The sequence below is a fragment of the Variovorax sp. YR566 genome (assembly GCF_051992195.1).
Lineage (GTDB): Bacteria > Pseudomonadota > Gammaproteobacteria > Burkholderiales > Burkholderiaceae_C > Variovorax.
On the sequence record NZ_CP197093.1, the window covers coordinates 300,232 to 326,121 of the forward strand.

The window sequence follows — 25,890 nt, forward strand, 5'->3', positions numbered from 1 at the left end:
GTCCATATGAATCTGTCTACCTTGATGACCTTCCCCGATGGGACCATTGGCGCGTACGAGCGCAAGGGACGCGAACCGGATGCGCCGGTAGTCCTCGTTCTGCAGGAAATCTTCGGCGTCAACGACAACATCCGGCGCACCGTGGACCGCCTTGCGGAGCAGGGCTACCACGCGGTGGCACCGGACCTGTTCTGGCGGCAGCGTCCCGGCGCGGACCTGAATCCTGATCTGCCCGAGTCGCGTGTCGAGGCGACGGCGCTGATGGATGGCTATGTGCGCGATGGTGAGCGAAACATGGATGACCTGCAGCGCATCCTCCGCAAGCTGCGCGCCGAGCATCGCAAAGTCGCTGTCGTGGGCTATTGCCTGGGTGGACGCATGTCGCTCCTGTGCTGGCTGCACGGCAACGTCGATGCGGCTGTCGTCTACTACGGCGTGAACATGGTGCCGGCCCTGGCGAAGGCGTCGTTTCCAACCGGCCCGCTGCTCATGCACCTGGGGCACTCTGATCCTCTGAACCCGCCGGAGGTGCAGCAGCAGGTTGTGCAGTTTCTCAAAGATGCAAGGTCTGCTCAGGTGTACATCCATGTCGGCGTCGGGCACGCTTTCGCTCGTCTGGGAGCGAGCAGCTATGTAGAGGCGGCAGCCGTAACCGCGGACCGCCGGACGCTGGATTTTCTGAAAGAGCACTTGGGTTGATCCAGCTCTATTCCTAGGCGCCGCTGCTTGCGGCTTTACAACGAGGTGATCATGACAACTGCAACTGACCCGCTAACTATCCCACCGCCGTCCGGAAGGGAGCCGTTGAAGGCGAACGCATTCTTTGCGGCTCGTGCTGCCGGCAGCCAGCTCAATCCGATGTTTCCCTATGACGACCCGGGCTCCATTGTTCCCTGCACATCCTCGTTCCGAGGCGGTCCCGGTTCCCCGAGCATCGGCTATTTCCACCATACCAATCATGTGGATGAGGTCGCTGTCGTCTTCGGATCATCTGGCGATATGCGCACCGGCGATGTTTTCGTTGGAGCAAAGAAGCATGGCGTGGGTGGCTGGGGATCGCACGGCGAATTCTTCACCGTCATGACTATCACGCAACGCCAGGTCGAAGAAGGACCACAGCCCGAGACGATGGGCTTCATGTGCGAGAAGTGCGGCACGGAGCTCGTTTCTCTCGACTACGACGGCATCGTGGCTCAGCAAGGCGCAGAGGCGCCCTATCCGCCGCTGCCGACGATCCTGGGCTCTTTCTTGACGGCTCAGAAGTACAACCAGAGCGAGGAGAACCGCACCTGCAAGTCTTGCGGCCATCTTCATGATCCATTTCCGCTGTTCATCTGGGGATGGGACCGCTACATGTTCAACACCGGCGTCGTGAACGATGCGCGCGCAGTCCTAGAAGAAGTGAGCAAAGTATGAAGATCGATATCCGCCGGAAGAACGCGCTGAATCTCATCAAAGACAAATCGAAGTTCTCTAACTTCGATGAGTATCCCGTGTTGAAGGAGGACGTGGATCCTCAGTTGCACATCAGCCGAAACGGCGTGGACCAGCCTTTCTTCCTGGTCTGCCAGAAAGACTGCACGATCGCTGCGCTGACGGGCAAGGCGCGTGTGCATTTCCATGATGCCTCCGTTCGTTATTACGACCTGCTGCCGGGCGACCACGTGTACGTGCCTGCAGGGATGCCGCACCGCATTACAGCCATCGAACCCGGAGTGCACATACGCTACAAGGCGCGCGAGGCGGGCTTGGAGGCTGTGGCCTGGTACTGCGGGAACTGCGATCACGAAATTGATCGCTACACGTGGGACACCGCCAAGCAAGTGCCCCAGGCGGGCTATTTGGCCGGAGCCGAGCGCTTCAACGGCACGAGCGAGCGCCGGATATGCAAGTCCTGCGGGCATGAGCATTCACCGCTGGATCTGTCCCCCTTCCGTTGGGCGGACATCGCCGGAACCCTGGCCTGACTCCCGCCGCGCGCATTGGAGGTGCCTGCAACTGCAGTCGTTGGCGCCACCCTGGCTCGGTTGTTCGCGATGCCATCCAATATACCGGCCACACAGGGCGGGAGCGCGCGGTTTTCATTGAATCCATTCCTCGATCTATCCATGCTGCGTTATCGAAAACCTGTAGCCATGTTGTGGCTGGTTGTCTCATGCGTCGGCGCGAACTGTGAGCCGGTTCAGCCACCTTGGACCCGGCCTGCGGCTGCCAGCGCTTCGGGGAGTCAGAGTGTTCTGACGGGTGTCACACGTGTTGGCGGCCGGTTGGTGGCCATCGGCGAACGCGGACTGGTGATCCTGTCCGACGACCAAGGGCGAACTTGGCAACAGGCCAAGGTGCCCGTAAGTGTGACGCTGTGTGCGGTGCAGTTCGTTGATGCCAAGTCGGGTTGGGTGGTCGGACACAGCGGTGTAGTGCTGAGAACGCACGATGGCGGCAGTACCTGGACCAAGCAATTGGACGGGAGTCAGATCCCGGCGCTTCTGAGTGCAGAAGCAAGCGCCAGCGGGCAAGCGTCGGTCGCCAAGACGGCTCACCAGTTCGAGCAGGATGGTCCGGACAAGCCGTTGCTCGATGTGATGTTCATCGACGCGCAGCGGGGCTGGGTTGTGGGGGGGTATGGCCTGATTCTGCGCACCGACAACGGAGGCGCGACGTGGGTCTCGCAGATGTCAAAGGTCGATAACCCGAAGGGCCTGTCGATCTATGCGATTGCGACCGACGGCAAATCGACATTCTTGGCTGGTGAGCAAGGTTACCTTGCGCGCAGCGATGCAGCCGGGAACGACTTCAGAAAAGTGGCAATGCCCGTCGGGTCCAGCTTCTTCACGATGCTTGCACTTCCAGGTCGACTTTTCGTCGGAGGATTGGGCGGCGTGCTGCTCGACTCGATAGATGGTGCAGCGTCGTGGCATCAGATCAAGACCGGAACAGATTCCTCGATCGTCTCGCTGCAATCAAGTGCAGGACGGCAGTTGCTGGTGGGCGGGCAGGGGGGAGAGGTGATGAAGGTCGATCTGGAGCAGAGCGATCGGCTCAGTACCTTGGGCGTATCGCCTGCCCGGACCCTGCACGCATTCACGCGATCGGCGGGAGGGCAGGTGCTCACGGTTGGTTTCCGCGGCGCCATTGCCTTGCCGATTTCTGAGACGGAATCACAGCCAACGAAGGTGAACTGAGGAAATGACAACCGATCCGCAAGATGTCGCCGCTTCGGCAGTCGGGGCCCCATTCGATCCGAGGTCCGGGTCTCGCATCGAACGTCTGATCTTCAACGGCCGTGCCTGGGTAGTTGGATTGTGTGTTCTGCTGACGGTGTTGCTCGCGTTCTCCGCGACGCGGCTACGGCTGAACTCGAACTACGAGGACATGCTGCCCACGAATCACCCCTATATCCAGAATTTCCTGAAGTATCGAAGCGAACTCACGGGGGCTGGCAATACGCTGCGCATCATCGTCGAGGCCCCCAATACCATCTACGACGCCCAGTACCTCGACCGACTGCAAAAAATCAACGACGAGCTCTTCTTGTTGCCCGGAGTGGATCGCCCGCGCATGAAGTCCTTATGGACAGCGAACACGCGCTGGGTATCGGTGACGGCTGACGGGCTTGACGGCGGGCGTGTCATTCCAGATGAGTACGATGGTACGCCGACCAGCCTGGATGCCGTGCGGACGAATGTGCTGAGGTCCGGCGAGATAGGCCAGCTCGTCGCCTCGGACTTCAAGTCCAGCGCTGTGCTGGTTCCGCTCTTGTCCCTCGACACCGAGACGCAGCAGCCGCTGGACTATCACCAGCTTTCGCAGCGGCTGGAGCAGATACGTACCAAGTTCGAAACGGCGGGTACCAAGATCCACATCGTTGGGTTTGCCAAGGTGGTGGGTGACCTCATCGACGGGTTGAGCCAGGTAATCGCGTTCTTCGGCGCGGCGCTCGCCATCGCGGCGGTTCTGTTGTACTGGTACACCCGCTGCATCCGAAGTACCGCGGTGGTCCTGATCTGTTCGACGGCGGCCGTGGTCTGGCAACTGGGCCTGCTGCCGTTGTTCGGCTTCGAACTCGATCCCTACTCAGTTCTAGTGCCCTTTTTGGTACTGGCCATTGGCATGAGCCATGGCGCGCAGAAGATGAACGGGATCATTCAGGACATCGGCCGCGGAGTGGATCGCCTGGTCGCGGCCCGGTTCACGTTTCGGCGCCTCTTCCTGGCAGGCTTGACCGCACTGCTGTGCGATGCGGTTGGCTTTGCAGTACTGGGCATCATCAAGATCGAGTCGATTCGTCAGCTGGCCTGGATCGCAAGCATCGGCGTCGCGGTCTTGATCCTTACCAACCTCATCCTGTTGCCAGTGCTGTTGAGCTACATCGGCGTAGGCAGGCGCGCAGCCCAGCGCAGCCTGCAGGCTGGGCGTCGTCTGGACGATGCCAGCTCGGGCGTGAACCGCTTCGCGCGCGCGCTGACTTCGACTCGTGGCGCACTCATCATCGTCATCGGCGGCGCCGTACTCTGCGCGGGTGGCCTGTCGGTGGCCACTCATCTAAAGGTCGGTGACCTCGACCCAGGGGCACCAGAGCTGCGGGTGGATTCGCGCTACAACACGGATAACCGCTACGTGGGGAGCCACTACGGTGCTAGCAGCGATGCCTTCGTCGTCATGGTGAAGACTGCTGATGCCCAATGTGCGCAGTACGAGACGCTGATGCGCGTCGACGCGCTCGAGTGGCAGTTCCGCCAGATGCCGGAGGTAGTCAGCACCGCATCACTCGCGAGCCTTTCTCGGCGCATGCTACTCGGCCTGAACGAGGGCAACGGCAAGTGGTACGAGTTGCTTCCCAATCAAAGCATGCTCAACTCGGTACTGATGCAGGTGCCGCCAGAGTACTTCAATCAGGGCTGCAGCCTGCTGCCAGTGATTGCTTATCTCAAGGATCACAAGGCCGACTCGCTGGACAGCGTCGCGCGCAAGGCGCAAGCCTTCGCGGATGCGAACCAGACACCCGACGCGACCTTCGTGCTGGCTGCGGGCAATTCGGGCATTGAGGCGGCCACCAATGCCGTCGTCAGCGTGGCCAATCGCCAGATGCTCTACATGGTGTACGGCGCCGTTGTTTTGCTCTGCCTGGTTACTTTCCGCTCCTGGCGAGCCGTGCTCTGTGCGGTGCTGCCTTTGATGTTGACGTCGGTGCTGTGTGAGGCCCTGATGGTGGGGCTGAACATCGGCCTGAAGGTCGCCACATTGCCGGTGGTCGCACTGGGCGTGGGCATTGGGGTGGACTACTCGCTCTATGTCATGAGTGTCATGCTGGCCGAGATGCGGCGGGGTAAATCCCTGACTGACGCCTATGCCATGGCGATGCATTTCACCGGCAAGGTCGTCCTTTTGACTGGCTTCACCTTGGCCGGTGGTGTGGCTACATGGCTGCTTTCGCCGATCAAGTTCCAGGCAGACATGGGAGCTCTGCTGGCGTTCATGTTCCTGTGGAACATGGTGGGCGCCCTTGTCCTGCTGCCGGCCTTGGCGCGTTTCCTTTTGCGTGCGCCTCGTGCCATGCAAGCAATGCCGTCGAATTTGGCGGATACGACCGGCGACGGTGATGGTCATCGTCGCGCGGTTCCGTTCGTTTCGCCTGCTTGACGAGCGAACGCACGTGCGGGGGCCTGGCCTTTGCCGCGTGCAACGAAAAAAGTAGATGGAGACAACCAGATGGAAAAGACGGATACGCAGCGGCGAAGTGAATGGCTGGAGGATCTCGGCGACCGGTGTTGCTCGGCTCTTCTGGTTATCTCGGGTCTTAGCGGGGCGATTGCCATCTGGGCCCTGATCGTGCGCATGACGCCTTGGTACGTGACACCGTGGTGGTGACCCCGCGGTGCTCAGCCGCTCTCCTGCGTCGCTGCGTGCTCCTCCCCACAAGTTGATGCCTGCAGAGCTTCATTCCCTCATATAACGTTAAAGAGTACTGACATGCAAAATACCTTGGTCGCCGAGGTTCCAAGATTCTCACTGGTCGAGCGAGAACGCCGCTGGGGTCGTGTTCGCGACGCGATGCGACGCGAAGGCGTTGATGCGATCTTCGTGCCACCGAACACGGGTCTCTGGGACCAATTCCAGGCCAATGTGCGCTACCTGACTGGCATCGGCGGAAACTGCTGCCAGGCGGCCGCTGTGTTCCCACTGGAGGGCGAGGTGACCGCGGTCACGAGTCCCGACGTGCACAAGGACTTCTGGCTTGCGCGGCAAGACTGGGTTTCAGACATCCGGAACATCGGCTTTGGCTGGGGCTACACCGACCGAAGCATCGAGCGCTTGCGAGAACTTGGCTTGGAGAAGGGGCGCATCGGCGTCACCGGGCTGAGCGGAAACACGCGTTTCCCTGAAGGTATCACGCCCCACGGCATGCTGCAGCGACTGCGCGAGGCGTTTCCGGATGCCGAGATCATCAATGCCAATCTTCTTTTGGAGCATGTCCGCTTTTCGAAGAGCGATGAGGAACTTGCGTTCATCGCCAAGGCGGACGAACTCGTCGAGGACGCGATCGAGTTGCTCGCCAGAGAGGCGCTCCCCGGTGTTCCGGAGAACATCGTCTACGCCCACATGCTCAACAGCATGCTGGAGTCTGGAGGGGAGACTCCGAGCATGATCCTCTGGTCAGCGGGCTGGCCACAGCCGCCATCGAACCAATACATGCCGTCACGTCGCAAACTGGCGCTCGGCGATGCAATCTCTACGGAGGCCGAGGCCCGTTGGGGCGGCTATATCGCTCAGAACACGCAGCCGCTGTTCGTTGGCAAGGCACCCGAAGAGTACAAGCACATGTTCGCGCTGCAACAGGAAGCCGTTGCGCGCTGCTACGACGTCCTGCGACCCGGCAATACGGTGGGCGATGTCGCTGCGGCGGCTGCAGCGATGTCCCGAGACGACTACCACTGCAGTCTTCTCATGCATGCGAGAGGCTTGGGGGACGACTCTCCGATCTGCATCCACTCTCCGCGTGACGAATTGATGAAGAACTGGGTCTTGGAAGAAAACGCGACGTTCATCTGCAAGCCAATGATCCGGACGCCGGACGAGTCCAAGCGGATCTATTGGGGAGACACAGTGGCGGTCACAAGTCGCGGAGCAAGACGGCTTGGCAAGCGGAAGGCGCAGTTGATCGAAACAGGCGAACCTGCTTGAAGCTTGGAGGGTATTACGGTGAGCAACGCAGTGAAGATTCTGGTAGGAAGCATGAGTGGCACGGCAGAAATGGCGGCCGATGAGGTTGAAACCACGCTGAGGGAGGCGGGAATTTCGGCCAACGTCGTTGGACTGGATGAGATCAAGTTGTCCGAAATCCAGCCTGGGGCCTATGTCATCTGCACGTCAACCTACGGCGTAGGAGAGGTTCCAGACAACGCAAAGGCCTTGTACGAGGCCTTGCAGACGGAGCGGCCCGACTTGGGCGGCGTTGTCTATGGGGTGGTCGGCCTGGGCGATAGCATCTATCCTGAAACGTTCTGCTTCGGTGGCAAGCGATTCGACAAACTGCTTGGCGAACTCGGCGCCGTCCGGCTGGGGGAGCGTGTAGACCATGACAGTCGCTCCGCTCTCCGGCCGGAGGAGGTTGCTGCAGAATGGGCGGACGGCTGGGCGAAACTGCTGATCGAACTGCTTGATCGCGGCGGCTGACGGTTAAAAGAGGGGCTTACTAGTCCAGTGTATGCACTTGTGGGCCCTGGACCTCATCCTGCTGCGCCACGTTATCGCTGTAGCCAATGAACTGTGTCTGGCCACCGCTGCAGATCGCTAGCGTATGTGCGCAAAAGCCTCGAACGCCCAGTCAGATCACTAGAGCTCCCTGCATCAGGGAATTTCCATAGCGCGGAGTCAAGTTGATCGGGCCATCGTGATGGAGCTGCCGCCGAGGTCGCAGGCTTGCCCGATCTGGTGGGTGCCAAGATGCGTGGTCGTGCATGCGGGCACCAGCCACTCTGGGTAAAGCTTGATCGCATTGTTCTCCGACCAGTTTCCCAGTTCATAGCGAATGCCAAGCGCTGCATCGTCGTTGCCAGCGCATCTGCGCCATAAGGCGAATACGCGGAGTTGCACTATGCGCAGGACTCCCATCGGGTTCGTGTGCTCATGAATTGAGCAGGAGTTCCCTCTGTCGATCCGGCAGGTATTTACATTCGTGCCCGCCGCTTTGTCGCTCAGGGGTTTGCCTGCGCCAGAGGCAGCGCCATCGCGATCTCTGTGGTCACAGAACGCAGCCAAGCATTTCCTGCGTCGCGGTGGTATCGGTCATGCCAGAACTGGTGGACAGCGTAGGGAGGAAGCCTCAGTGGCAGCGTGACAATCTTCACATGGCTTTCGGCCGCAAAGATCAAGGCCAGGCGCAGCGGCACGATAGCGATCAACTCGGAGCTGGCAACTATCTTTCCCAGCCCGAGGAAGCTGGGCACGGTCGCGGCAAACGAACGACGGATACGCTGTCGTTCCAAGATGCGGTCGACGATCGAATGTGCTGTGGCCGACAGCAGCACCTTGACATGTCTTTCTTGCTTCAGTTGTGTCAGTGTGACGTGATCGGTGATACGCGGATGGCGGCGCGCGACGATGCACGCAAAACCTTCGTCGAAAAGCTTTTGGCGGTAGAAGCCCGCCTGCAGGTGCTCGGTGAAGCCCAGTGCCAAGTCGGCTTCACCCGACTCCAACTGTCTGCCGGTGTCGCGACTGAGGTTCCCGGCCTCAATGCGAACGTTCGGCGCGAACTCCAGCACACGCGGTAGTAGGCGGGGCAGCAGAGTCATCTGGCCGACATCGGTCATGCAGATGCGGAAAGTGCGAGTGATCTCCGCAGGGTTGAATGCCGCCGATCGCACCAAACTCTGTTCCAGCAGTTGTAGAGCCTGCCGCGCCAAAGGCACTAGCAGTTCAGCGCGCGGTGTGGGTTTCATGCCATCCGAAGTACGCACGAACAGTGGGTCGCCGTAATGTGCGCGCAACTGGGCGAGCACCACGCTGACTGACGACTGGCTCAGGCCCACGGTGTCCGCCGCACGCGTGACGTTGCCGGCCGCATACACGGCCAGGAAGATGCGCAAATGGCGGAGGTCTAGTTCGCTCATCAACAGGTATTCATCAAGTTTTTCGATTGGATGAATGGGCTATTTTCCATTGGTGCCAGAGGCATCCATTGGCACAGTGGGAAATTGAAAGCTCCACCTCCTGAACCACTCCATGCGACTCTGTCGATTCAATGACAACCGACTGGGCATCCTCCAAGGCGAGGAAGTCCTCGACGTGAGCAGCGCTTTGCGACTGCTCCCGGCTTCCACCTACCCGCTGCCGCGGCACGACCCACTGATAGCTCATCTGCCGGCCGTGCGCGCCGAAGTCGAAAGGTTGGCAGTCGAGGGTAACCGCCTGGTCCGTCACGATGTTGTCGATGTGCGGCTACTGAGCCCGGTGGCCAGCCCCGGCAAGGTCATCGCCGCACCCGTGAACTACTCCAAGCATCTGCAGGAGGTGCGGGAGGATAAGGGAATTCACCATCAGAATCAGATCGACGAGATTCAGCGCGTGGGCCTGTTCCTCAAAGCCGCCAGTTCGGTGGAAGGCCCCTCGGTCGCCCTGGAAATCGCGTGTCCGAACCGTCGCAATGATCACGAGATCGAATTGGTTGCTGTGATCGGCCGGATGGGACGCCACATCGCCAGGGACGACGCCTTGGACTACGTTGCGGGCTACTGCGTTGGTCTGGATATGACGGTGCGCGGCCCCGAGGAGCGCAGTCTGCGCAAATCCCCGGATGGTTACACCATCCTGGGGCCTTGGCTCACCACGGCTGACGAGATCGGCAACGTTCATGAACTGGAACTATTGATGCAGGTGAATGGCGAGGTGCGCCAGCGTGCGAATACCCGCAACCTGGTGCTGGACGTGGCTCAGTTGATCGCCCTTGCGTCTTCCTTCTACACCTTGTACCCGGGCGATGTGCTGATGACAGGCACGCCGGAAGGTGTGTCTCAGGTCTTCCCGGGCGATCACATGACGGCGCAGATCACCGGGCTGGGATGCATCGAGGTGGAAATCGCCAAGGCATAGAAGGAGGCAAGACATGGGCGTGGCATTCAGGCGTTCACGTCGCGTCATCATCCTTGCAGCCGACTCCCTTCTGCTCGGCGCCTCAGCCCAGGTGCAGCCGCCCAAGTGGCATGCCGGGCCCGTGCGCTTTGTCGTGCCGTCCCTACCTTGAACATCCAACTCGAGTGAACGGAGAATTTCCAGATGTGCAATCAATCCTTGCCGGTGCTGGTTGCCGGCGGCGGCATCGGGGGCTTAGCGGCCGCCTTGGCTCTGGTGCGCCGCGGTTTCCGTGTGCAGGTGTTTGAACAGGCAGCGGAAATCGGCGAGATCGGTGCGGGCATCCAACTGGGCCCCAACGCCTTCGCTGCCTGCGACGCGTTGGGCATCGGTGAAAAGCTGCGCGCCCGCGCCGTTTATACCGACTACCTAGTCATGCATGATGCAGTGGACCAGAGCCTGGTGGCTCGAATCGAAACCGGGGATGCTTTCCTAAAGCGTTTCGGCAATCCCTACGCCGTGATTCATCGGGTGGACATTCACCGCGCACTGATGGAAGGGGCAGCTGAGACGGGGCGTGTCGAATTCTTCACCAGCACTCGCGTGGAACGTGTGCAACAGGATGATCGCGAGCGCACCGTGACTGTCATCGACCAGAACGGCAGGCACTGGACCGGCCAAGCCTTGGTCGGTGCCGATGGCGTTAGGTCGGTCGTGCGCTCTCAGTACGTCAACGACCCTGTCAAGGTGACCGGACACGTCGTGTATCGCGCTGTCGTGGATGAAGCCGACTTCCCGCAGGACCTCAAGTGGAACGCGGCCAGCATCTGGGTGGGCCCGCGGTGCCACCTCGTGCACTACCCCTTGCGCGCCGGCAAGCAATACAACCTGGTTGTCACCTTCCATAGCCGTCAGCATGAGCAGTGGGGCGTGACCGATGGCAGCAAGGAGGAAGTCGAGAGTTATTTCGAGGGCATCTCGGAGAAGGCCCGCCGGCTGATCGACTTGCCAAAGAGCTGGCGACGCTGGGCCACTGCGGACAAGGATCCGATCGGAACCTGGGTGTTCGGGCGTGCGACGATCCTCGGCGATGCGGCGCATCCCACAACGCAGTACATGGCCCAGGGCGGCTGCATGGCGATGGAGGATGCGGTGACCTTGGGCGAGGCGCTTCGAGTGAGTGGCAACGACTGGGACGCCGCCATGGTGCTGTACCAGAAGAATCGCGCAGCGCGCACTGCGCGCATCGTTCTGTCAGCCCGGGAGATGGGCCGGCTTTTCCATGTCGAGAGCGTAGAGCGCTTGGTGCGCAACAGCCTATGGAAAGGCCGTTCGCAGGAGCGCTTCTACGACGCGCTCGAATGGCTGTACAGCTGGAAAGAGTCCAACGCCTTGGCGCAGGGCTGACGCATACCTAGAGCTAGCGATCAGGAGGCAAGAATGCAAGATCATGGCCGCCTCGATGCCCTCGGGCGCTTGGAAGACCTTCCGCAGGAGTATCGGGACGAGCTTCGGCGATGCAACCTGATGCCATTTTGGCCGAGCTTGCGCTCTGTGTTGCCGCCCGGCGTGCCGAGCCACAACACGCAGCTGACTCACTGGTCATACGCAGGCCTACGCCCTTTGCTGATGCAAGCGGGCGAGTTGACGCCGATTGAGAAGGCGGAGCGTCGCGTACTGGTGCTAGCCAACCCAGGTCACAGGTTGGAGAACATGAAAGTGAGTCCCGCGATGTATCTGGGCATGCAGTTATTGCTGCCTGGCGAGAAGGCGCCGACCCACCGGCACACGCCCAATGCCGTTCGCATGGTTGTGGAGGGGAAGGGGGCGTGCACCACGGTGAACGGTGAGAAGTGCTCCATGGAGCGCGGTGATCTGATTCACACGCCCACCGGCATGTGGCACGAGCACGCACACGAAGGCGACGTACCCGTGATCTGGCTCGACGTGCTGGACCTGCCCCTGATCTACTACGCCGAAGTGTCCTATGTTGTCGAGGGCTCCAGTCAGGAGGTCCAAGGCGGACACGGGGAACGGGCTTACGCTCGCGGCGGTGTTGTGCCCAGCCCCGGTTTCGAACGCAGTGATCGGCCTTATCCGCTGGTGCGCTATCCGTGGACAGATGTGCGCTACGCGCTCTTGAGCCTGGCGGCGGACCGTTCACAGGATGAGCCCGTGCAGGTCACGTATGTGAACCCGGAGACGGGGCACGATCCGGAGAACAATCTCGGCTTTCATGCCCTGATGCTGCGTCCAGGCCAGGAGTTGCGCCTGCCAGCGCGTTCGCCTGCCTGCGCGTTCGCCCGCCTGCGTCTTCCATCTCATCGAAGGCGTTGTCGACGTCGAGATCGGCGGCACACTGTTCGAGCTGAAGGAGGCAGACACCTGCTGCGCTCCGGGTTACACGGAGGTCCGGTTGCAGAACCAGGACCGGAACCAGCCCAGTTTCATCTTCCTAGCCGATGAAAGCCCGCTGCACCGCAAGCTCGGGGTCTACGAGAACCGTGGCCAACGTGATTCGAGCCCGACAAGTACCTGGAGATCCTGCCGGCAGGCTTCCGTCGAGTCGCCGTGCCACGGCCCGCACCACGGTGTCCAAAGCGCCGATATTGACTGCGAGGTGTGCTTTGAGGAACGCTGTATCGCCCCCACACCAAGCTCACGCCAGGCCGAGGCTTGGCATTGATCAGGAGATAGGTCCCATGGCATTCATCCCACGCTTCGTGGTCATGCTGGCGGCAACGGCGCTCACCGGTGTCGCCGCGTTCGCGCAAGCCAAGCCCTTGACGATCATCTCGGCTCATCCACCGGGCGGCGGCGGTGACGTCGTCGTGCGCCTGATGGCACCCAAGTTGTCACAGCAACTGGGTCAGCCAGTGGTGATCGACAACAAACCGGGTGCCGCTGGCAATATCGCCACCGGCTACGTGGTGCGTTCGCAGCCGGACGGCCACACCATCCTGGTCAATAACAGTACGCTGGTGCTGAATGCGGCCCTGGGCATGCCGCAATCCTTCAATGTGCAGAAGGACTTGAAGTACATCGCGGCAGTGGCCTCGACACCCATTGCGATTGCCGCCCACCCCTCCCTGCCTGCAAGAACCGTGGAAGAACTGGTCGCCTACGCGCGCCAGCATCCCGGTCTGAGTTTCTCGTCCTGCGGCAACGGCTCGCCTCAGCATTTCGCCGGCGTGCGTTTCATTCAGATCGCGAAGGTAGAGATGGTGCACGTTCCGTACAAGGGCTGCGCTCCGGCGATCATGGATGGCATTGGCGGTGTCGTTCCCCTCATGTTCAACACGGTGCCGAATCTGGAGCCGCATGTGAAGGCCGGAAAGCTGCGTTACATCGCGATCGCCTCGCTGCAGCGCCTCGCGTTCAAGCCCGACTTACCGACCGTGGCCGAAGCGAAAGGTTTTTCGGGCTTCGACGCCGAAGTGTGGTTTGGGTTCATCGGTCCGGCTCGTTTACCTGCACCTGTTGCTAAGCGGCTGGAGCAGGGCATCTTGGCGGTGGTGCACGACAAGGACATCGAGAAGGAGCTCTCCGATCGCTACATCTCGGTACGTATATTGGGCAGCGCCCAGTACGAGGCGCAGGTGGCTCGAGACCTCGCCGCTTGGAAGCGTGAGTCCGACACGCTGAAAATCAAGCTTGATTGAGGGTATCCGACACCGGGGTCAGGGCGTTTGCGAGACAAATACCTTGGGTCGAGTGACCAAGGTCCGACTCGGTCGCACTCAGGGTGCGATCAGGACGCACACATTGCGCAGGCAGGCGGGAGTACCCGTTTCGAATTTTTCAACTATAGAAAGCATCATGTATTCAGAGCGTGCAGCATCCCCGGTGTTGGTTCAAGATCTCGCAGACGCCAACCGTATTCTGTTTCACCAAGGCGTCCTCGACGCATTCGGCCATGTCAGTGTGCGTCACGACAGTCGCTCAGACCGTTTTCTGCTGGCGCGCAACATGGCTCCGGGGCAGGTTGGGCCGGAGGACATCTTGCAGTTCTCCTTGGACGGTACGCCTGTCGATGCGGGCGATCGCCGGGTCTACCTGGAGCGATTCATTCATGGCGCGATCTACCGTGCGCGGCCGGACGTCATGGCTGTCGTGCACAGCCATTCACCATCCGTGGTGCCTTTCTCGGTGTCGCGTCGCACGCGCTTGCGGCCGATCTGTCACATGAGCGGATTCCTCGGAGGAGGCGTACCACTTTTTGAAATCCGGGATACCGCCGGCGATGCAACGGACCTGCTGGTCCGCGATGACAAGCTGGGCTCGGCGCTTGCCGCCTCGCTTGGCGGGGCCGCCCTTGTACTCATGCGGGGGCACGGGTCCACGACGGTGGCTTCGTCGCTGAAGCTCGTCGTGTACAGGGCAGTCTATGCGGAGGTCAATGCGCGACTACAGACGCAGGCATTGCAGCTGGGCGATCCTGAGTACCTCACCGAAGAAGAGGCTCAGGCCTCCATGGTCAGCTGCGAGGAGCAGGTGGAGCGGCCTTGGGCTCTGTGGAAGGCAGCCGCGCAATCAATTCCCTGATCTTCTGACCTGCGGGACTTCATTGGTCGACCAACCTCGAGCGCTCGCGCGAGTTTGCGGCGAGCCAAGTGATGGCGCTGCATTTTGATTCACACGCTGTCTCTTCGTTTGGCGTGCTTAGGCGCAATCGTCGGCGCGCCTGAATGGTGGTTGCAGTGACCCCGGCTGCATCGCTGCCAAGCCGAACAGCCGTTTCGCGTATGCCTAGGCTTCTTGCGTAGGGCGGACGAGTGCCCCTACCTTCACCCATGCCGTTTGCGGCGTGGGCGATAGGCACAGAGCGGCAGCGGAGGCTGGTTCAGTCGCCCGCCTCTTCGGGGGCCTCAGAGTCCTCCGCTCACTGGCGCGTCACGAGGGTATTGGTCAAGCTCTGTCAGCCTTCGCCTTCAAGTCTCAAGCGCAACGCCGATATGACCTCATGCATCGTCTTGATGTCTTCGACGGCCAGCCCTTTCGCCAGCGCATTGATCCAGGGCGTCTGCAATTGCATGGCCGCCTCATAGGCTTCCTCTCCTTTACTGGTCATGACGACGAGCTGCGCCCGCTTGTGGTGTGGATTCGACTCGAAAGCGACTAAGCCTTCTTTCTCCAAGTCGTTGGCGATGCGCTGAACGTTCTGACGGTTGGCTCCCATGTCGCGGGCGAGCCAGGCCACTGGCTGTGGTCGGCCCGCGGCGATGATGATTCCGAGAATCTGCCAGCGGGCACTGGTCAGACCCAGCTCGCCTACCAGTCTGTCGCCCGCGGTGAGCAACTGACTGTGGAGTCGAAACAGATCAAGAACGAGGCTGCCAAGGGCAGAACCTGCAGTTGTGTGTTTAGTGGTTTTCATTCGTCAACATGTTTTGATATTGACATTGTGATGTCATAATGGTTCAATCCAATCATACGCATCTTTCATCCTTTTCAGTTTCGGAGAAACTTATGCAAGCCATGCGCCCCATGGACCCCGACTTCCCCATTCAGCGCCAGGTCGAACTGGATGTTTCGCCCGTCGTGCTGGTCAATCTCTTCCTTTTGGACAAGGCCGACGAGGAGGCCTTTCTTCGTGCTTGGCAGGACGACGCGGGCTTCATGAAGCGGCAGCCAGGGTTCATCTCTACCCAGTTGCATCGCGCGATTGGGGATAGCCCGGCATACCTCAACTATGCAGTCTGGGAATCGAATGTGCATTTCCGGGCGGCGTTCGTGCATCCGGAGTTTCGCGCAAAGCTCGCGAGCTACCCCGCCTCCGCAGTCGCCTCGCCCCATCTGTTTCAGAAGGTCGCAGTGGAAGGCATTTGCGTCGCATAGCAGGCAGATGCGCCGCATACCGGCACGAGACCTGATCGCGCAAGGAATAAGAAATGACGATAGATGGCGCGGTCCTCATCACGAGCGGCTCCAGTGACATCGGCCTGATGCTTGCACGGCGACTCGCAGGGCGCGGGAGCCGGGTCATCATCTGTGGCCGGGGTGCCGCAGCACTGGTGCACGCGAAACCGCTGGAGCCGTCCCTGGCATCCAAGCGGGCAAGCACAAAGATCAAGGACGCGATTGAAAGTGGCGACTCTCGGGTCGTGGCGATTTCCGCGCAGGAAACGGCAGAGTTTGCGGTGCGTCTTCCCGAGTTGTTCCTGCCTGACAGCAAGGGTGGGGTCTTTTCCGGAGCCAAGGATGCCATCTAGTCGGCTCCTATCACAGACTCACCGCCACTTGCATGGCGTGTCATGAGCCCTGCAAGAGGGGGAACTGCTGGGCGCGGATCCTGAACTGCGGGAGGTCCGTGTTTGGGACTTGCCGACACGACTATTCCACTGGATCTTGTTCTTCGCGGTGATAGCACTGTTCGCGACCGGCTACACCGGTCAGATGCATGTGCATTTCCTCATTGGAAAAATCACACTGACGCTCGTCCTCTTCGCTTGGTATGGGGAGTGGTAGGAAGTCGGACGGCGCGCTTCTCTGACTTCCTGGCCGGCCCTGCCGCACTGCTGCGCTACTTGAAGTCATATCGTTCCGACACGCTGGGCCACACTCCATGAGCGGCTTGATGGCTCTTGCCCTGCTGGGCACGCTATTGGTTCAGACCCTCTCAGGCTTGTTGGCCACGCGCGATTTGATGATCAAGGCTCCACTGGCGCACCTGCTCACCGCGGCCGCTTTGTCGCAATCCTACGATTGGCGCAGGTGGGGAAGCATCCTCCTGCTAGGGCTGATCGTGATGCACCTTCTTGCGGTGGTGCTCCATTGGTTGGTTTTCAAGGACAACTTGGTGCGACCGATGCTGACTGGCCGAAAACTGGCCGCCTCTTCGTTGAGAGACGTTTCTTTCGTGAGTCCGCTCCGCGCGTTGATTGTCCTGGGGTAGCTGCTGCATTGGTGGCAACTGTGATGGCGATGCTCTGAGCGGATGCTGCGTCCATCCTCTTCGTGCTGGGAGCGAGCATGCTCTTAGGCATAGGGTTCGCCGGCGGTGGGGGCAAGAGGAGCCTGCTCCATCGAAATTCTTGATCAGTCTAGCCGGCGCTTTTGATCGGGAGCACGGGGCACCCCGCCATTAGTCAATTTTGGTGCTAGGCAGGCTTTCAAGACGCCATCCGGATGGACTGGAGGATGCTGGACGCGCGCAGACTCCGGATCCGCTCTATCGCCTCCGTGCCGGCGCGCGGGTGCCCAGGGAGCTCCGTATCGTCCAGCCAACGCGCAGTCTGTGGGGATGGATGCGCAGGGTGGGGGGCTGCGGCATTCAATCAAGCGGTATCCGACCACCTTCAAAGGCGTAGGGCTTCCGTGGCGATATGACACTATGTTGTCAAAATGGTATCATGAGATTTTCGAGAACTGACGGAGCAGTCACCATGTTCAAGCCCCTGATAGCTGCTGTAACCCTCGCGCTCGCTGGCGGTGCGAGGGCACAGCCTGTTGTTCTTATCAATCCCTTTGAGGTGTCTCCGGGTCAAGAAGAAGTCGCCTTGCGCGCTTGGGAGCAGTCGGCGGAATTCTTGGCCAAGCAGCCCGGCTATCGCAGCACTCGACTGCATCGAGCGCTGTTGTCGAATGCGCGCTTCACCTTCATCAACGTGGCCGAGTGGGACAGCATGGAGGCCTTCGAGATGGCCACTAGGGCAATGCAGGGCGAGCGCAGAGAGCCGCCGCCCGAAGGTGTGAAGTCCAACCCTGCGCTCTATCAAGTGATCCGCAACTAAGAAGGGGCGTTCGGGGTAGGTCGGGGCCCCTGGTTCCTCGTTGACCCAAGAGGGCCACGAGGAGCCGACGAAGTGCGCTATCAGGTCGAGAAGCTCGGAAACTCCTCGCGGAGCTTGGCTTGAAGGACTGTCAGGACCCGTTGCATGGCTTCAAGGTCCGCGAGAGGAATTCCCTTGGCCAAGTCGTTTATCCACGGAGTTCCGAGCCTCACGGCCTTGTCATAGACATCTTGGCCGCTGCTCGTCATCACGACCAGCGGTGCACGTCGATGATGGGGGTTGTGCGCGAACTCCACGAATCCCTCTTTGGCCAGGTCGTTGACGATGCGCTGAACATTCTGGCGGTTCGCACTCATGTCTCGAGCCAGCCATGCAACAGGCTGCGGTCTCTGCGCCGCCGCGATGGTGCCAAGCACCTGCCAGCGTGAACTGCTCAGCCCCAGGTTTGCCACGAGGCGGTCTCCTTCGGTGAGCATGCCGCTTGCCACCTTAAACAGGTGTAGCGCCGAGGTGCCTAGTGCTGTGCCGGCGGGTGTTCGTTCCTGAGCTTTCACGTATCCATATTCGCTTGCATGATCTGAATAATCATGCATTATTGACATTAGATTGTCAAATTGACATAATATTGTCTCAATGAGGACGTCCTCCGTACTCAGCCGAGTCTCAACCTCTCAGTTAGAAAAAAACCATGAGCAAAGCCCCTCTTCATGCAGCAGCAGGAACCTTGGCCATGCTGCTGATCGTCACATTCTGGACGTCCACCGTGGTGTCTGAGCTTTTCCTCGACGCCAGCGTCGTTGCGACCGTCAAGCGCTACATCGCGGTGTACGGACTCGCCTGCCTAGTGGTTTTAATGGCCATGACGGGAGGTTCGGGATTCGTGTTAGCCAATGGGCGCAAGGGTCGTCTGATCGAAGAGAAGAAGAAGCGGATGCCATTCATCGGTGCCAACGGCATCTTGATCATGATTCCAGCGGCCATCTTCCTGCATCAGAAAGCAGAGTCTGGAGTGTTCGACGTGTGGTTTTACGTCGTCCAGACGCTGGAGCTGGTTGTCGGCCTCGTCCAGCTCACCCTAATGGGGAAAAGTTTCCGCGCCGGATTGCGTCTTGGGGGCCGTCTGCAGAGGCCCGGTGCCTGACAAGCTGAGCCGCGCACTTTCCGAAGGTGAGAGACTTTAGCGGCTTCATCGAACGGGGTCGACCGATCTCGCGAAGCAGTGCGTTGCTTCCACACGGCGACTTGACGCTGATCCCTCGAACCACAGGCGGCTTCGGCGAAAGGATCATCCCCCTGTGCCGCGGAGCGCGAGGCTCGGCCTCTCGGAGCCGGGCTATCGTGAAGCCGTAGCGTCACCAGCAGACTCGCATTTATTGACAGCAGATCTAGAGGTATTCGCATTTGCCGGCGTTGCTTACATCCTGATCTTCGAGGATGGTGAATTTCGCCTGCGAGATGCCCAGGCCATCTTGGTCTACATCGCGGGCAAGTACGACAAGGCGCGTCAATAGGTCCCGGAAGATGAAGCCTCGCAGGGAAAGATCGCGCAGCGGCTTTCCACGGGCGGCGGCGAGGTGATGAACGCCGCGGGTGCTCGCCTCGTGAAGGTGCTCAACTATCCGCTGGACATCGACAAGCTGCACGCCGGCGCCAACCGGGTGGCTGATCCCCTTCATCCACTTCACTTCTTGCCAATCGTCATGAACCACCGCCGCGCCGCGCTCGTCCTGATCCTTTCCGCAGCAGCCTCGCTTGCTGCGTACGCGCAGAGCTACCTGAGACTGGAAGAGCCCCCAGTCACGACTTTGCCGGAGCCTGGGCACGAATCGGAAGACGAGGATGCGCCGGCACCTGCCGCCGATTCCGTGATCGATCGCGACATCGCTCAGCTCCCGAAGGTGACGGTCCTCAAAGAAGAGATTCCAGAGCAACTGGCGCCCGGCCGCTTTTTGGCGGCGATGGTCACACGTGTCCTTGGTGCCACACCGGCCAACATGCACAAGGAAGCACGAAGGTGGCTCGCTTCGCCTGAGCTGCGATAAGCGAGCGTTGCGCTTCGCTCTCGGGGAGACCCAGCGCGCTTTGAGGTGGTGATGTGGCGAATCTAAGCGCCCAAAAATTTATCCAAGGTACTCCCGGCCTTCACGCCGCAGGCAGAACACCATCGTGCAAAGAGCAAGACATCCAGAAAATTTTCGCCTCGTTCGATTTTTGAAACGTATGACTGTCCGACGCGGAGTGAACTTGCCAACTGAGTTTGTGTGAGTCCCGCTTCCAACCGCAGGCTGCGCAGCAGAGAGCGGAGTTCTTCATATTTGGCGTCGTAGAGCGAAACAGACATCCATGAATCGTTAAGTCCCTTTCGGAATAGTCGTAAACAGACTAAGATTGCTCGATCTGACTGAAACCTCATCATCGCCTAGCGAGCGGTTCAACGTGTCCAATCGAGTGATTGCATCCCCTCTCCCAAGTGCCCGTCCGCTGCGGCTGCCGGGCTCGGTGACGCGTGTCCGGCCGCGGCAGCCCGCACTTGTCGTGCGCAGCCTGTCCGCGGCGCGCATCGGCGCGCAGGTGAGGGCGCTTCGCATGGCGGCGGAGATGTCTGGCGGTGCGCTGGCGCAGGCCTCGGGGATTTCCTCCTCGATGCTCTCGCGCATCGAGCGCGGTCTGGTCTCGCCTTCGGTGGAGACCCTGGAGCGCCTCGCGCAGGGCCTGCACGTGCCGGTGTCGCGCTTTTTCAGCGACCAGGCGCGCCGCACGGATTTCTGCCATGTGCGAGCTGGCCGTGGTGTCCTTGTCGACCGCATCGGCGCCGTGGCGGACTACCGCTACGAACTACTGGGCCACCTGCTGTCGGGCAACCTGTTCGTCGAGCCCTACCTGGTCACACTGCTGCCAGGCGCCGATCCCTATGTCACCTTCCAGCATCCGGGTCTGAAGTTCCTGTATTTCCTCTCCGGGGAGGTCCGCTACCGCTACGGCGCCAAGGTGGTCGAGGTGAGGGCAGGGGACTCGCTGCTGTTCGATGCGACGGCGCTGCACGGGATCGAGGCGATTCAGGCCCCGCCGGTCTCGTATCTGTCCGTGGTGTTCACTCTGCGCGAATAGCGCTGGTGCGTGCCGACCTGCGGGCTCGCCGGCGGCACCTTATCGACTCCGTCCGCTTGCGCGTTCGCGCACTGAGCTATCTTGGTAGCCGCTTGTGACCTCGAAGATCTTGGCCGGAGACGGCACCTTTTGTTGGGTCGCGCTGATGCAGCGTTCCGGTCCAGGCGTCAGGTCAGGATGGGCGCTTCGTGCGTTTGGCCACGCGCGGCACGGCTGGCTCTGCTGCCACGTCCTGCGGCGCGTTCAGGGCGTAGAACTCATGCAGTTTTGCTGCCAGCATCCGCTTGTCCGGCAACTGCATCTGGTACTGCGCTACCAGCGCGGGCGAGAGCGTGCGGCTCAGCGCGTACTCCACCACCTCGCTATCCTTGCTGGCGCACAGCAGCAGACCGATGGCCGGGTTCTCATGCGACTTCTTCACGTCCCGGTCCAGCGCCTCCAGGTAGAAGTTCAGCTTGCCCAGGTGCTCGGGCTCGAAGGCTGTGACCTTCAGCTCGATGGCCACCAGGCAGTTCAGGCCACGGTGGAAGAACAACAGGTCCAGCGCGAAGTCCTGGCTGCCCACCTGCACCGGATATTCGCTGCCGATGTAGCAGAAGTCCCGTCCCAGCTCGGTGAGGAAACGGCCCAGGTTCATCAGCAGGCTGCGGTGCAGTTCGGCCTCGGAGTGCGGTTCGGGCAAGGCCAGGAAGTCCAGCAGGTAGGCGTCCTTGAAATGCTGCGCGGCCTGCGGCTGCATTTCTCTCAACGCTGTTGAGACCTTGGGTGGGTGGAGCAGGGCGCGCTCGAAGAGACCGCTGTCGATCTGGCGCGCCACCTCGCGGACCTGCCAGCCCTGCTGCGCCGTCATGCGCAGGTAGAACTCGCGCTCCTCCTCGCGCTTGGCGCGACTGAGGATGTGCAGGTGCGAGGACCAGGGAATTTCTCTCAACAGTGTTGAGAGTTTTGAGCCTGGCGGATAGGCCTGGAAAAACTGCCGCATGCGCCACAGGTTCTGGGCCGAGAAGCCGCGTCGGCCCGGTTCGCGCAGGGCGATGTAGGCGGCCAGTTGCTCCACGGTTCCCTTGGCCCAGCCGTCGGCTTCGATGCGCTGATGAAGGTACTGGCCAATGTGCCAGTACAGCTGGATCACTTCGGCATTGGCCGCCCTGGCCACGCGCCGCCGTGCACCCTGGATCAGCTGGAGCACTTCGCCGAAGGCCGCCTCTGCGGTCGTTGTCAGCGCGCGGCGCTGCGGTTGGCCGGGCTTGCTCATGCCTTGGCTCCATCCACCCGGATGACGTCGGGCGCGCTGCCGGTTTCTTTCTCGCTGGCGGGCATATCGGCGCCTGCTTCCGCAGGCGATGGCCGCGGGTTGGGCCGGTCGAAGCGCCCGCTGTCGAAGGCCGTCAGCGCCTTGGGACGTCGGGTGCGTCCGGCATCGCGCTCGCTTACTCGCACAAGCCGTGAGAGAAACTTCGGCGCGGCGCAGGTCTCGTCGAACTGGCGCATGCACCACAGGCGCGCCGCCGAAAAGCAGCTGGTCCCGGGGAAGGACGCCTTGAGGTCGCGCGCCAGCCGATCGATCGCCGCGTCGCCCCATTTCCAGCGTGCCCGTTGTTCGCGGACGGCTTGCCCGATGTCCCGGTACAGGGCCATCAGCTCGCGGTTGACGGCGCGCGCGGCCGACCGCCGCGCACCGTCGATGCAGCATTTCAGATCCTCGACGAAGCGAGCGTCGTCGAACAGGGTGGGCGCGGTGACAGACACTCGGGAAATATAGTGCCTCGCGCGTGTCCGGTGCGCCGATGCGAGGTACCGGAGTTCTGCCTGATCCGTCGAAGTGGCGGCTTCCGCTGCATGGCAGGCGGGGGCGCGCAAGCCCGGCACCGAGTGTGGTGGATCCTCCTTCAGGCATGTGGACGGTCGCGGGCGCGCCCTCAAGATCGCCGGCCCCGCCCCGCCTCGTGCCGGCCGGAAGAGAGGGGAACGGGTGAGGGAGGGGTAGGCTGGCTTGCTGCGGTCTGGAGGGTGGCACACCGTTCTCGCCGTCAAGGTCTGCGCGTGCCAGGGTGGCGCGCTGGCGGCCTGCGGTCGTCTCCGAACCCTGACTGCTGCGCTGCGGTGTGCCGGCAACGGTCCCGGGCAATCCCGCCCGCAACCGTTCAAGGAGAACGACATGGCTGCTTTTCAGCTTTCCCTTCATCACCGATGCGCAGTTCGACATGTTGCTCTGGCTAACGGCGTGCAGTCCCGGGCGCAGGCGGACTTCGATCCGCTGCTGGTCAAACTGTTCACGCCCGACGCTGGCGCCACCTGGCTGCTGAGCGAGATCGACCCCGAGGATCATGACATCGCCTTCGGCCTGTGCGATCTCGGGCTCGGGTTTCCCGAGCTGGGATTCGCGAGCCTGAGTGACTGGCCGAGGTGCGCGGCATGCTCGGGCTGTCGATCGCGCAGGACCTGCATTTCCGGGCCGGCAAGCGCCTGAGCGTCTGCGAGAAGGAGGCGCGCATGGCGGGACGCATTCAGGCTTGACCGGCGGTTTTTGCTTTTTCCCCGTTCTCGTTTTCTCCTTTCTCTTTGCCTTCCTGTCGCTCTCGCGCGGCGGGTCAGCCGTGCGCGCACGCAAGGTGAAGTCCAGGGCTGCTGTCAACTCTGGCATCGAACAGTTGGCGTGGTCGCCGAATCGCCCCAACGTTCGTCGATCCCCGACCGTTGTTCCGCTCGCGACGCGCAGGCCAAAGCGGTGCCTGGATTCCGATGCTCTCGATGGTTGGTGAAGGGGCGGGTCGATCGAGCGCGCGGACCGATGGGTGCATCAAGTGGCCGTGCATGCACGGCAGCAACCGGCCAGGCCGCCCGCCTTGCGCTCGGCGGTTCTCGACGTGCAGGTAGGTGGATGCGGGTGCTTCGCAGCGGCATGGGTGGTGCGCCGCCTTCGGTGGTGCGGCGCGGGTTCGGTTGCGTGCGCCGGGGTGCGGGGTGTGCCGCTTCGCATCTGCCTTCGAAGCCGCCTCTTGGCCGACGCATAGCGCGCACGGACCGCTGTCCAGGGCTGCGGGCTTCGCCACCGACCTCACCCGGTCCTCGCCGTGCTCGGCTGCGGCTTGCGGGCGGTCCCTGGACATCGGCCCTTTTCGCGCGCTTTTCATGCGTCGAGGCGGCTCCGAAAGCAGATGTTCAACCACCGCGGCACACACCGCAGAAAGGCCCAGCCATGCACGCAAACTCGATTTCCAGCCCGCGCGATGCGGGCAGTCTGGCCCCCCGAAAGGCCACGGGCGTTCCCCCCGTACCCCCCGAGGACTCACCCAAAGCAGGTGGGGGGACGGATTTTTCCGGCCAAGCTGCGCGGGGTGCGGGCCGCATGGATGTGCGGCAGGTCGTGACGGACCGGATCATCGCGATGCTGGAGAAGGGCGGCAACGTGCTGCGCGAACGCTGGACACGGGCGGCGGCGCGCGGGATACCCTGCAATGGCAAGACCGGGGCGCCGTACCACGGGGCGAATGTGCTGCTGCTCTGGGAGGCGGCGATCGAAGAAGGCTATGCGTCCAACGTGTGGCTGACCTACAAGCAGGCGCAAAGTCTCGGTGCCCAGGTGCGCAAGGGCGAGCGCGCAGTGATGTGCGCACACTTCGAGCGCAAGGCGCGCGAGCGTCGCGAGGATGCCGATGACGTCCTCCCGGAAGGCGGGACCGATGAGGGCGCCGTCACTGCGCCATCCGGTGCCCGCGCCGGCGTGCTGCTGTGCCTGCCGTTCTGGCTGTTCAACGCGGCGCAGATCGACGGGTTGCCGCTGGAGGTCGTGGACCTGGGCATCGCTCCCCCGGCGGGCTTGCAGGGCCCCGTGGAGCGGGCGATGCGGCTGCTGGGAGGGTGCAACGCGGTGATCCGGCATGGCTTCGACCAGGCAGCGTACCTGCCGGCGCTCGACGAAATCCGGTTGCCCTGGCCGCGGCAGTTCACCAGTCCGCAGGCGCAATGCGCGACGGCGCTGCACGAGCTGGTGCACTGGACCGGCCATCCCAAGCGGCTGAACCGGGCGTTCGGCCGGCGTTTCGGAGATGCCGCCTATGCGTTCGAGGAACTGGTGGCCGAGCTCGGCAGCGCGTTCGTCATGGGGCACTGCGGCCTGGTCGATGCCACGGTCGAAGGGCATGCGGCGTACATCGACGCCTGGCTGCGGGTGCTGCGCGGCGACCGCACGGCGATCTTCACGGCAGCGCGCCTCGCGCAGGAGGCGTTCGCGTTCATCGTGGCACGGCAGATGCCCGAGGTCGAAGGACCTGAAGGGTCTGTGGCGGCCGCTTCTGACTGAGGCCATCGCAGTCCGGCCAGACGCAACGATCTCGGGCGCGTGCCGGCGCTGGCGGCCAAGCCTTGCCAATCTCGCACCCAGCGCTCGGCACACATGGATTTGTCACCGCGCAGATGCCATGCCCCTGGCGCATGAGGGCATCGACTCGTCGGGACGCGGCCCTCGACCCCCTCAGGCGCCTTGCTACTTGCAGCGGGCTTGTAGGGGGAGAGGTGTGTGCGCCATATCTTGAGCAAATTAATGGAGAATTGATTAAAATATAGCCCCACGCAGTAGGGTAGGTCATTTGGCATGCTCTATAAAATGAGCAAAAACAACACACTTTGTTCTAGATATGGAACAGCCATGGCCCGCACGCAATACCCGCTTTCCATGCCCTTGACGAAGCTCGCCGCCGGTCTGGGCCATCGCATCGAACTGGCCCGTTGCCGGCGCGACCTATCGGCGACGCTGTTTGCCGAGCGCGTGGGCATCTCCCGCAACACACTGGCTCGGCTGGAGTCGGGTGACCCTGCGGTGTCGCTCGGGACCTATCTGAAGGCGCTGCGCGTGCTGGGCCTGGAGGGTGACGTCGACGCGGTGGCGGAGGATGACGTGCTGGGCAGGAAGCTGCAGGACTCTGCTTCCCTGCGCAGCCGGGGACGCGTGAACGGTCCTCACAATTGACCCGGAAGG

Annotated in this window: 30 protein-coding genes and 1 pseudogene; 23 read left to right on the forward strand and 8 right to left on the reverse strand. The window is 61.7% G+C overall.

Annotated features, from left to right (window positions below):
• The first annotated feature begins 6 nt into the window (after positions 1-6).
• The 8 genes from ACTG4X_RS35460 (at position 7) to ACTG4X_RS35495 (ending at position 7,674) form a co-directional block, all read left to right on the forward strand.
• Positions 7-699: a dienelactone hydrolase family protein gene (locus ACTG4X_RS35460; RefSeq protein WP_097201092.1), complete on the forward strand. Its 693-nt coding sequence runs from the start codon at positions 7-9 to the stop codon at positions 697-699.
• Between the two features lie 51 nt (positions 700-750).
• Positions 751-1,416 (forward strand): hypothetical protein, encoded by a 666-nt coding sequence (locus tag ACTG4X_RS35465; protein ID WP_143696854.1) that lies wholly within the window; start codon positions 751-753, stop codon positions 1,414-1,416.
• A complete protein-coding gene (locus ACTG4X_RS35470) occupies positions 1,413-1,967 on the forward strand; it encodes a hypothetical protein (RefSeq protein ID WP_440534485.1) in 555 nt (184 codons plus the stop codon). The genes ACTG4X_RS35465 and ACTG4X_RS35470 overlap by 4 nt, the downstream gene beginning before the upstream one ends.
• A 303-nt stretch (positions 1,968-2,270) precedes the next feature.
• Entirely contained in the window at positions 2,271-3,182 is a 912-nt protein-coding gene (locus ACTG4X_RS35475; protein ID WP_440534486.1) for a WD40/YVTN/BNR-like repeat-containing protein, read from the forward strand.
• Between the two features lie 4 nt (positions 3,183-3,186).
• Entirely contained in the window at positions 3,187-5,640 is a 2,454-nt protein-coding gene (locus tag ACTG4X_RS35480; RefSeq protein ID WP_097201096.1) for an efflux RND transporter permease subunit, read from the forward strand.
• Positions 5,641-5,709: 69 nt separating this feature from the next.
• Positions 5,710-5,868: a hypothetical protein gene (locus ACTG4X_RS35485; protein WP_179830557.1), complete on the forward strand. Its 159-nt coding sequence runs from the start codon at positions 5,710-5,712 to the stop codon at positions 5,866-5,868.
• A gap of 102 nt (positions 5,869-5,970) precedes the next feature.
• The gene (locus tag ACTG4X_RS35490; RefSeq protein ID WP_097201097.1) at positions 5,971-7,182 is read left to right on the forward strand and encodes a M24 family metallopeptidase; all 1,212 of its coding nucleotides are present in this window, start codon (positions 5,971-5,973) and stop codon (positions 7,180-7,182) included.
• 18 nt (positions 7,183-7,200) lie between these two features.
• Positions 7,201-7,674 (forward strand): flavodoxin domain-containing protein, encoded by a 474-nt coding sequence (locus ACTG4X_RS35495; protein WP_257015135.1) that lies wholly within the window; start codon positions 7,201-7,203, stop codon positions 7,672-7,674.
• A 198-nt stretch (positions 7,675-7,872) separates the two neighbouring features.
• Here ACTG4X_RS35495 and ACTG4X_RS35500 read toward each other — a convergent pair whose 3' ends face one another.
• Entirely contained in the window at positions 7,873-8,112 is a 240-nt protein-coding gene (locus tag ACTG4X_RS35500) for a hypothetical protein (RefSeq protein ID WP_440534487.1), read from the reverse strand.
• An 83-nt stretch (positions 8,113-8,195) separates the two neighbouring features.
• Positions 8,196-9,113, reverse strand: a complete 918-nt coding sequence (locus ACTG4X_RS35505; RefSeq protein ID WP_097201099.1) for a LysR family transcriptional regulator — start codon at positions 9,111-9,113, stop codon at positions 8,196-8,198.
• Positions 9,114-9,225: 112 nt separating this feature from the next.
• On the opposite strand from ACTG4X_RS35505, the gene ACTG4X_RS35510 reads away from it, so the two are divergent.
• The 5 genes from ACTG4X_RS35510 to ACTG4X_RS35530 all read left to right on the forward strand — a co-directional run bounded on the left by ACTG4X_RS35510 (position 9,226) and on the right by ACTG4X_RS35530 (position 14,616).
• Positions 9,226-10,092 carry a fumarylacetoacetate hydrolase family protein gene (locus ACTG4X_RS35510; protein ID WP_097201100.1) on the forward strand — a complete coding sequence of 289 codons (867 nt, stop codon included), beginning with the start codon at positions 9,226-9,228 and terminating at the stop codon, positions 10,090-10,092.
• A 183-nt stretch (positions 10,093-10,275) separates the two neighbouring features.
• Complete coding sequence (locus ACTG4X_RS35515) at positions 10,276-11,478, forward strand: 3-hydroxybenzoate 6-monooxygenase (protein WP_097201101.1); 1,203 nt, start codon at positions 10,276-10,278, stop codon at positions 11,476-11,478.
• Between the two features lie 33 nt (positions 11,479-11,511).
• A complete protein-coding gene (locus ACTG4X_RS35520) occupies positions 11,512-12,537 on the forward strand; it encodes a cupin domain-containing protein (protein WP_373559420.1) in 1,026 nt (341 codons plus the stop codon).
• A gap of 236 nt (positions 12,538-12,773) precedes the next feature.
• The gene (locus ACTG4X_RS35525) at positions 12,774-13,733 is read left to right on the forward strand and encodes a Bug family tripartite tricarboxylate transporter substrate binding protein (RefSeq protein ID WP_179830558.1); all 960 of its coding nucleotides are present in this window, start codon (positions 12,774-12,776) and stop codon (positions 13,731-13,733) included.
• Positions 13,734-13,890: 157 nt separating this feature from the next.
• Positions 13,891-14,616, forward strand: a complete 726-nt coding sequence (locus ACTG4X_RS35530) for a class II aldolase/adducin family protein (protein WP_097201103.1) — start codon at positions 13,891-13,893, stop codon at positions 14,614-14,616.
• Positions 14,617-14,989: 373 nt separating this feature from the next.
• Here the strand turns inward: ACTG4X_RS35530 and ACTG4X_RS35535 are convergent, their stop codons facing one another.
• Positions 14,990-15,448 carry a MarR family winged helix-turn-helix transcriptional regulator gene (locus ACTG4X_RS35535; RefSeq protein WP_097201104.1) on the reverse strand — a complete coding sequence of 153 codons (459 nt, stop codon included), beginning with the start codon at positions 15,446-15,448 and terminating at the stop codon, positions 14,990-14,992.
• Positions 15,449-15,540: 92 nt separating this feature from the next.
• Here ACTG4X_RS35535 and ACTG4X_RS35540 point away from each other — a divergent pair, with 92 nt between their 5' ends.
• The 4 genes from ACTG4X_RS35540 (at position 15,541) to ACTG4X_RS35555 (ending at position 17,804) form a co-directional block, all read left to right on the forward strand.
• Complete coding sequence (locus tag ACTG4X_RS35540; RefSeq protein ID WP_097201105.1) at positions 15,541-15,909, forward strand: antibiotic biosynthesis monooxygenase family protein; 369 nt, start codon at positions 15,541-15,543, stop codon at positions 15,907-15,909.
• Positions 15,910-15,962: 53 nt separating this feature from the next.
• A complete protein-coding gene (locus ACTG4X_RS35545; RefSeq protein ID WP_097201106.1) occupies positions 15,963-16,283 on the forward strand; it encodes a hypothetical protein in 321 nt (106 codons plus the stop codon).
• A gap of 353 nt (positions 16,284-16,636) precedes the next feature.
• Positions 16,637-16,966: a hypothetical protein gene (locus tag ACTG4X_RS35550; protein WP_097201107.1), complete on the forward strand. Its 330-nt coding sequence runs from the start codon at positions 16,637-16,639 to the stop codon at positions 16,964-16,966.
• A gap of 490 nt (positions 16,967-17,456) precedes the next feature.
• The gene (locus tag ACTG4X_RS35555) at positions 17,457-17,804 is read left to right on the forward strand and encodes an antibiotic biosynthesis monooxygenase family protein (protein ID WP_097201108.1); all 348 of its coding nucleotides are present in this window, start codon (positions 17,457-17,459) and stop codon (positions 17,802-17,804) included.
• A gap of 80 nt (positions 17,805-17,884) precedes the next feature.
• Here ACTG4X_RS35555 and ACTG4X_RS35560 read toward each other — a convergent pair whose 3' ends face one another.
• Complete coding sequence (locus tag ACTG4X_RS35560) at positions 17,885-18,358, reverse strand: MarR family winged helix-turn-helix transcriptional regulator (protein WP_179830577.1); 474 nt, start codon at positions 18,356-18,358, stop codon at positions 17,885-17,887.
• Positions 18,359-18,534: 176 nt separating this feature from the next.
• Between ACTG4X_RS35560 and ACTG4X_RS35565 the strand changes: the two genes are divergently transcribed.
• Positions 18,535-18,945, forward strand: coding sequence for a hypothetical protein (locus ACTG4X_RS35565; protein WP_257015137.1), 411 nt, complete (start codon positions 18,535-18,537; stop codon positions 18,943-18,945).
• 244 nt (positions 18,946-19,189) lie between these two features.
• On the opposite strand, the gene ACTG4X_RS35570 is transcribed toward ACTG4X_RS35565, so the two are convergent.
• Positions 19,190-19,480: a hypothetical protein gene (locus tag ACTG4X_RS35570; RefSeq protein WP_179830559.1), complete on the reverse strand. Its 291-nt coding sequence runs from the start codon at positions 19,478-19,480 to the stop codon at positions 19,190-19,192.
• 24 nt (positions 19,481-19,504) lie between these two features.
• Here ACTG4X_RS35570 and ACTG4X_RS35575 point away from each other — a divergent pair, with 24 nt between their 5' ends.
• Positions 19,505-19,846, forward strand: a complete 342-nt coding sequence (locus ACTG4X_RS35575) for a hypothetical protein (RefSeq protein WP_179830560.1) — start codon at positions 19,505-19,507, stop codon at positions 19,844-19,846.
• A gap of 62 nt (positions 19,847-19,908) precedes the next feature.
• Here the strand turns inward: ACTG4X_RS35575 and ACTG4X_RS35580 are convergent, their stop codons facing one another.
• Positions 19,909-20,145, reverse strand: coding sequence for a helix-turn-helix domain-containing protein (locus ACTG4X_RS35580; RefSeq protein ID WP_097201110.1), 237 nt, complete (start codon positions 20,143-20,145; stop codon positions 19,909-19,911).
• A gap of 245 nt (positions 20,146-20,390) precedes the next feature.
• Here ACTG4X_RS35580 and ACTG4X_RS35585 point away from each other — a divergent pair, with 245 nt between their 5' ends.
• On the forward strand, positions 20,391-20,912 hold the full coding sequence (locus ACTG4X_RS35585) for a helix-turn-helix domain-containing protein (protein WP_440534687.1): 522 nt from the start codon (positions 20,391-20,393) through the stop codon (positions 20,910-20,912).
• A 172-nt stretch (positions 20,913-21,084) separates the two neighbouring features.
• On the opposite strand, the gene ACTG4X_RS35590 is transcribed toward ACTG4X_RS35585, so the two are convergent.
• Both ACTG4X_RS35590 and ACTG4X_RS35595 read right to left on the reverse strand, forming a co-directional pair.
• On the reverse strand, positions 21,085-22,167 hold the full coding sequence (locus tag ACTG4X_RS35590; RefSeq protein ID WP_097201112.1) for a PDDEXK nuclease domain-containing protein: 1,083 nt from the start codon (positions 22,165-22,167) through the stop codon (positions 21,085-21,087).
• Positions 22,164-22,661 carry a DUF1016 N-terminal domain-containing protein gene (locus ACTG4X_RS35595; RefSeq protein WP_179830561.1) on the reverse strand — a complete coding sequence of 166 codons (498 nt, stop codon included), beginning with the start codon at positions 22,659-22,661 and terminating at the stop codon, positions 22,164-22,166. Before ACTG4X_RS35595 ends, ACTG4X_RS35590 begins: the two co-directional genes overlap by 4 nt.
• Before the next feature lie 434 nt (positions 22,662-23,095).
• Here ACTG4X_RS35595 and ACTG4X_RS35600 point away from each other — a divergent pair.
• The 3 genes and pseudogenes from ACTG4X_RS35600 (at position 23,096) to ACTG4X_RS35610 (ending at position 25,881) form a co-directional block, all read left to right on the forward strand.
• A pseudogene (locus ACTG4X_RS35600) lies at positions 23,096-23,429 on the forward strand (DUF2958 domain-containing protein).
• A gap of 832 nt (positions 23,430-24,261) precedes the next feature.
• Complete coding sequence (locus tag ACTG4X_RS35605) at positions 24,262-25,215, forward strand: ArdC family protein (RefSeq protein ID WP_097201114.1); 954 nt, start codon at positions 24,262-24,264, stop codon at positions 25,213-25,215.
• Positions 25,216-25,560: 345 nt separating this feature from the next.
• Complete coding sequence (locus tag ACTG4X_RS35610) at positions 25,561-25,881, forward strand: helix-turn-helix domain-containing protein (protein ID WP_097201115.1); 321 nt, start codon at positions 25,561-25,563, stop codon at positions 25,879-25,881.
• Positions 25,882-25,890: the final 9 nt, after the last annotated feature.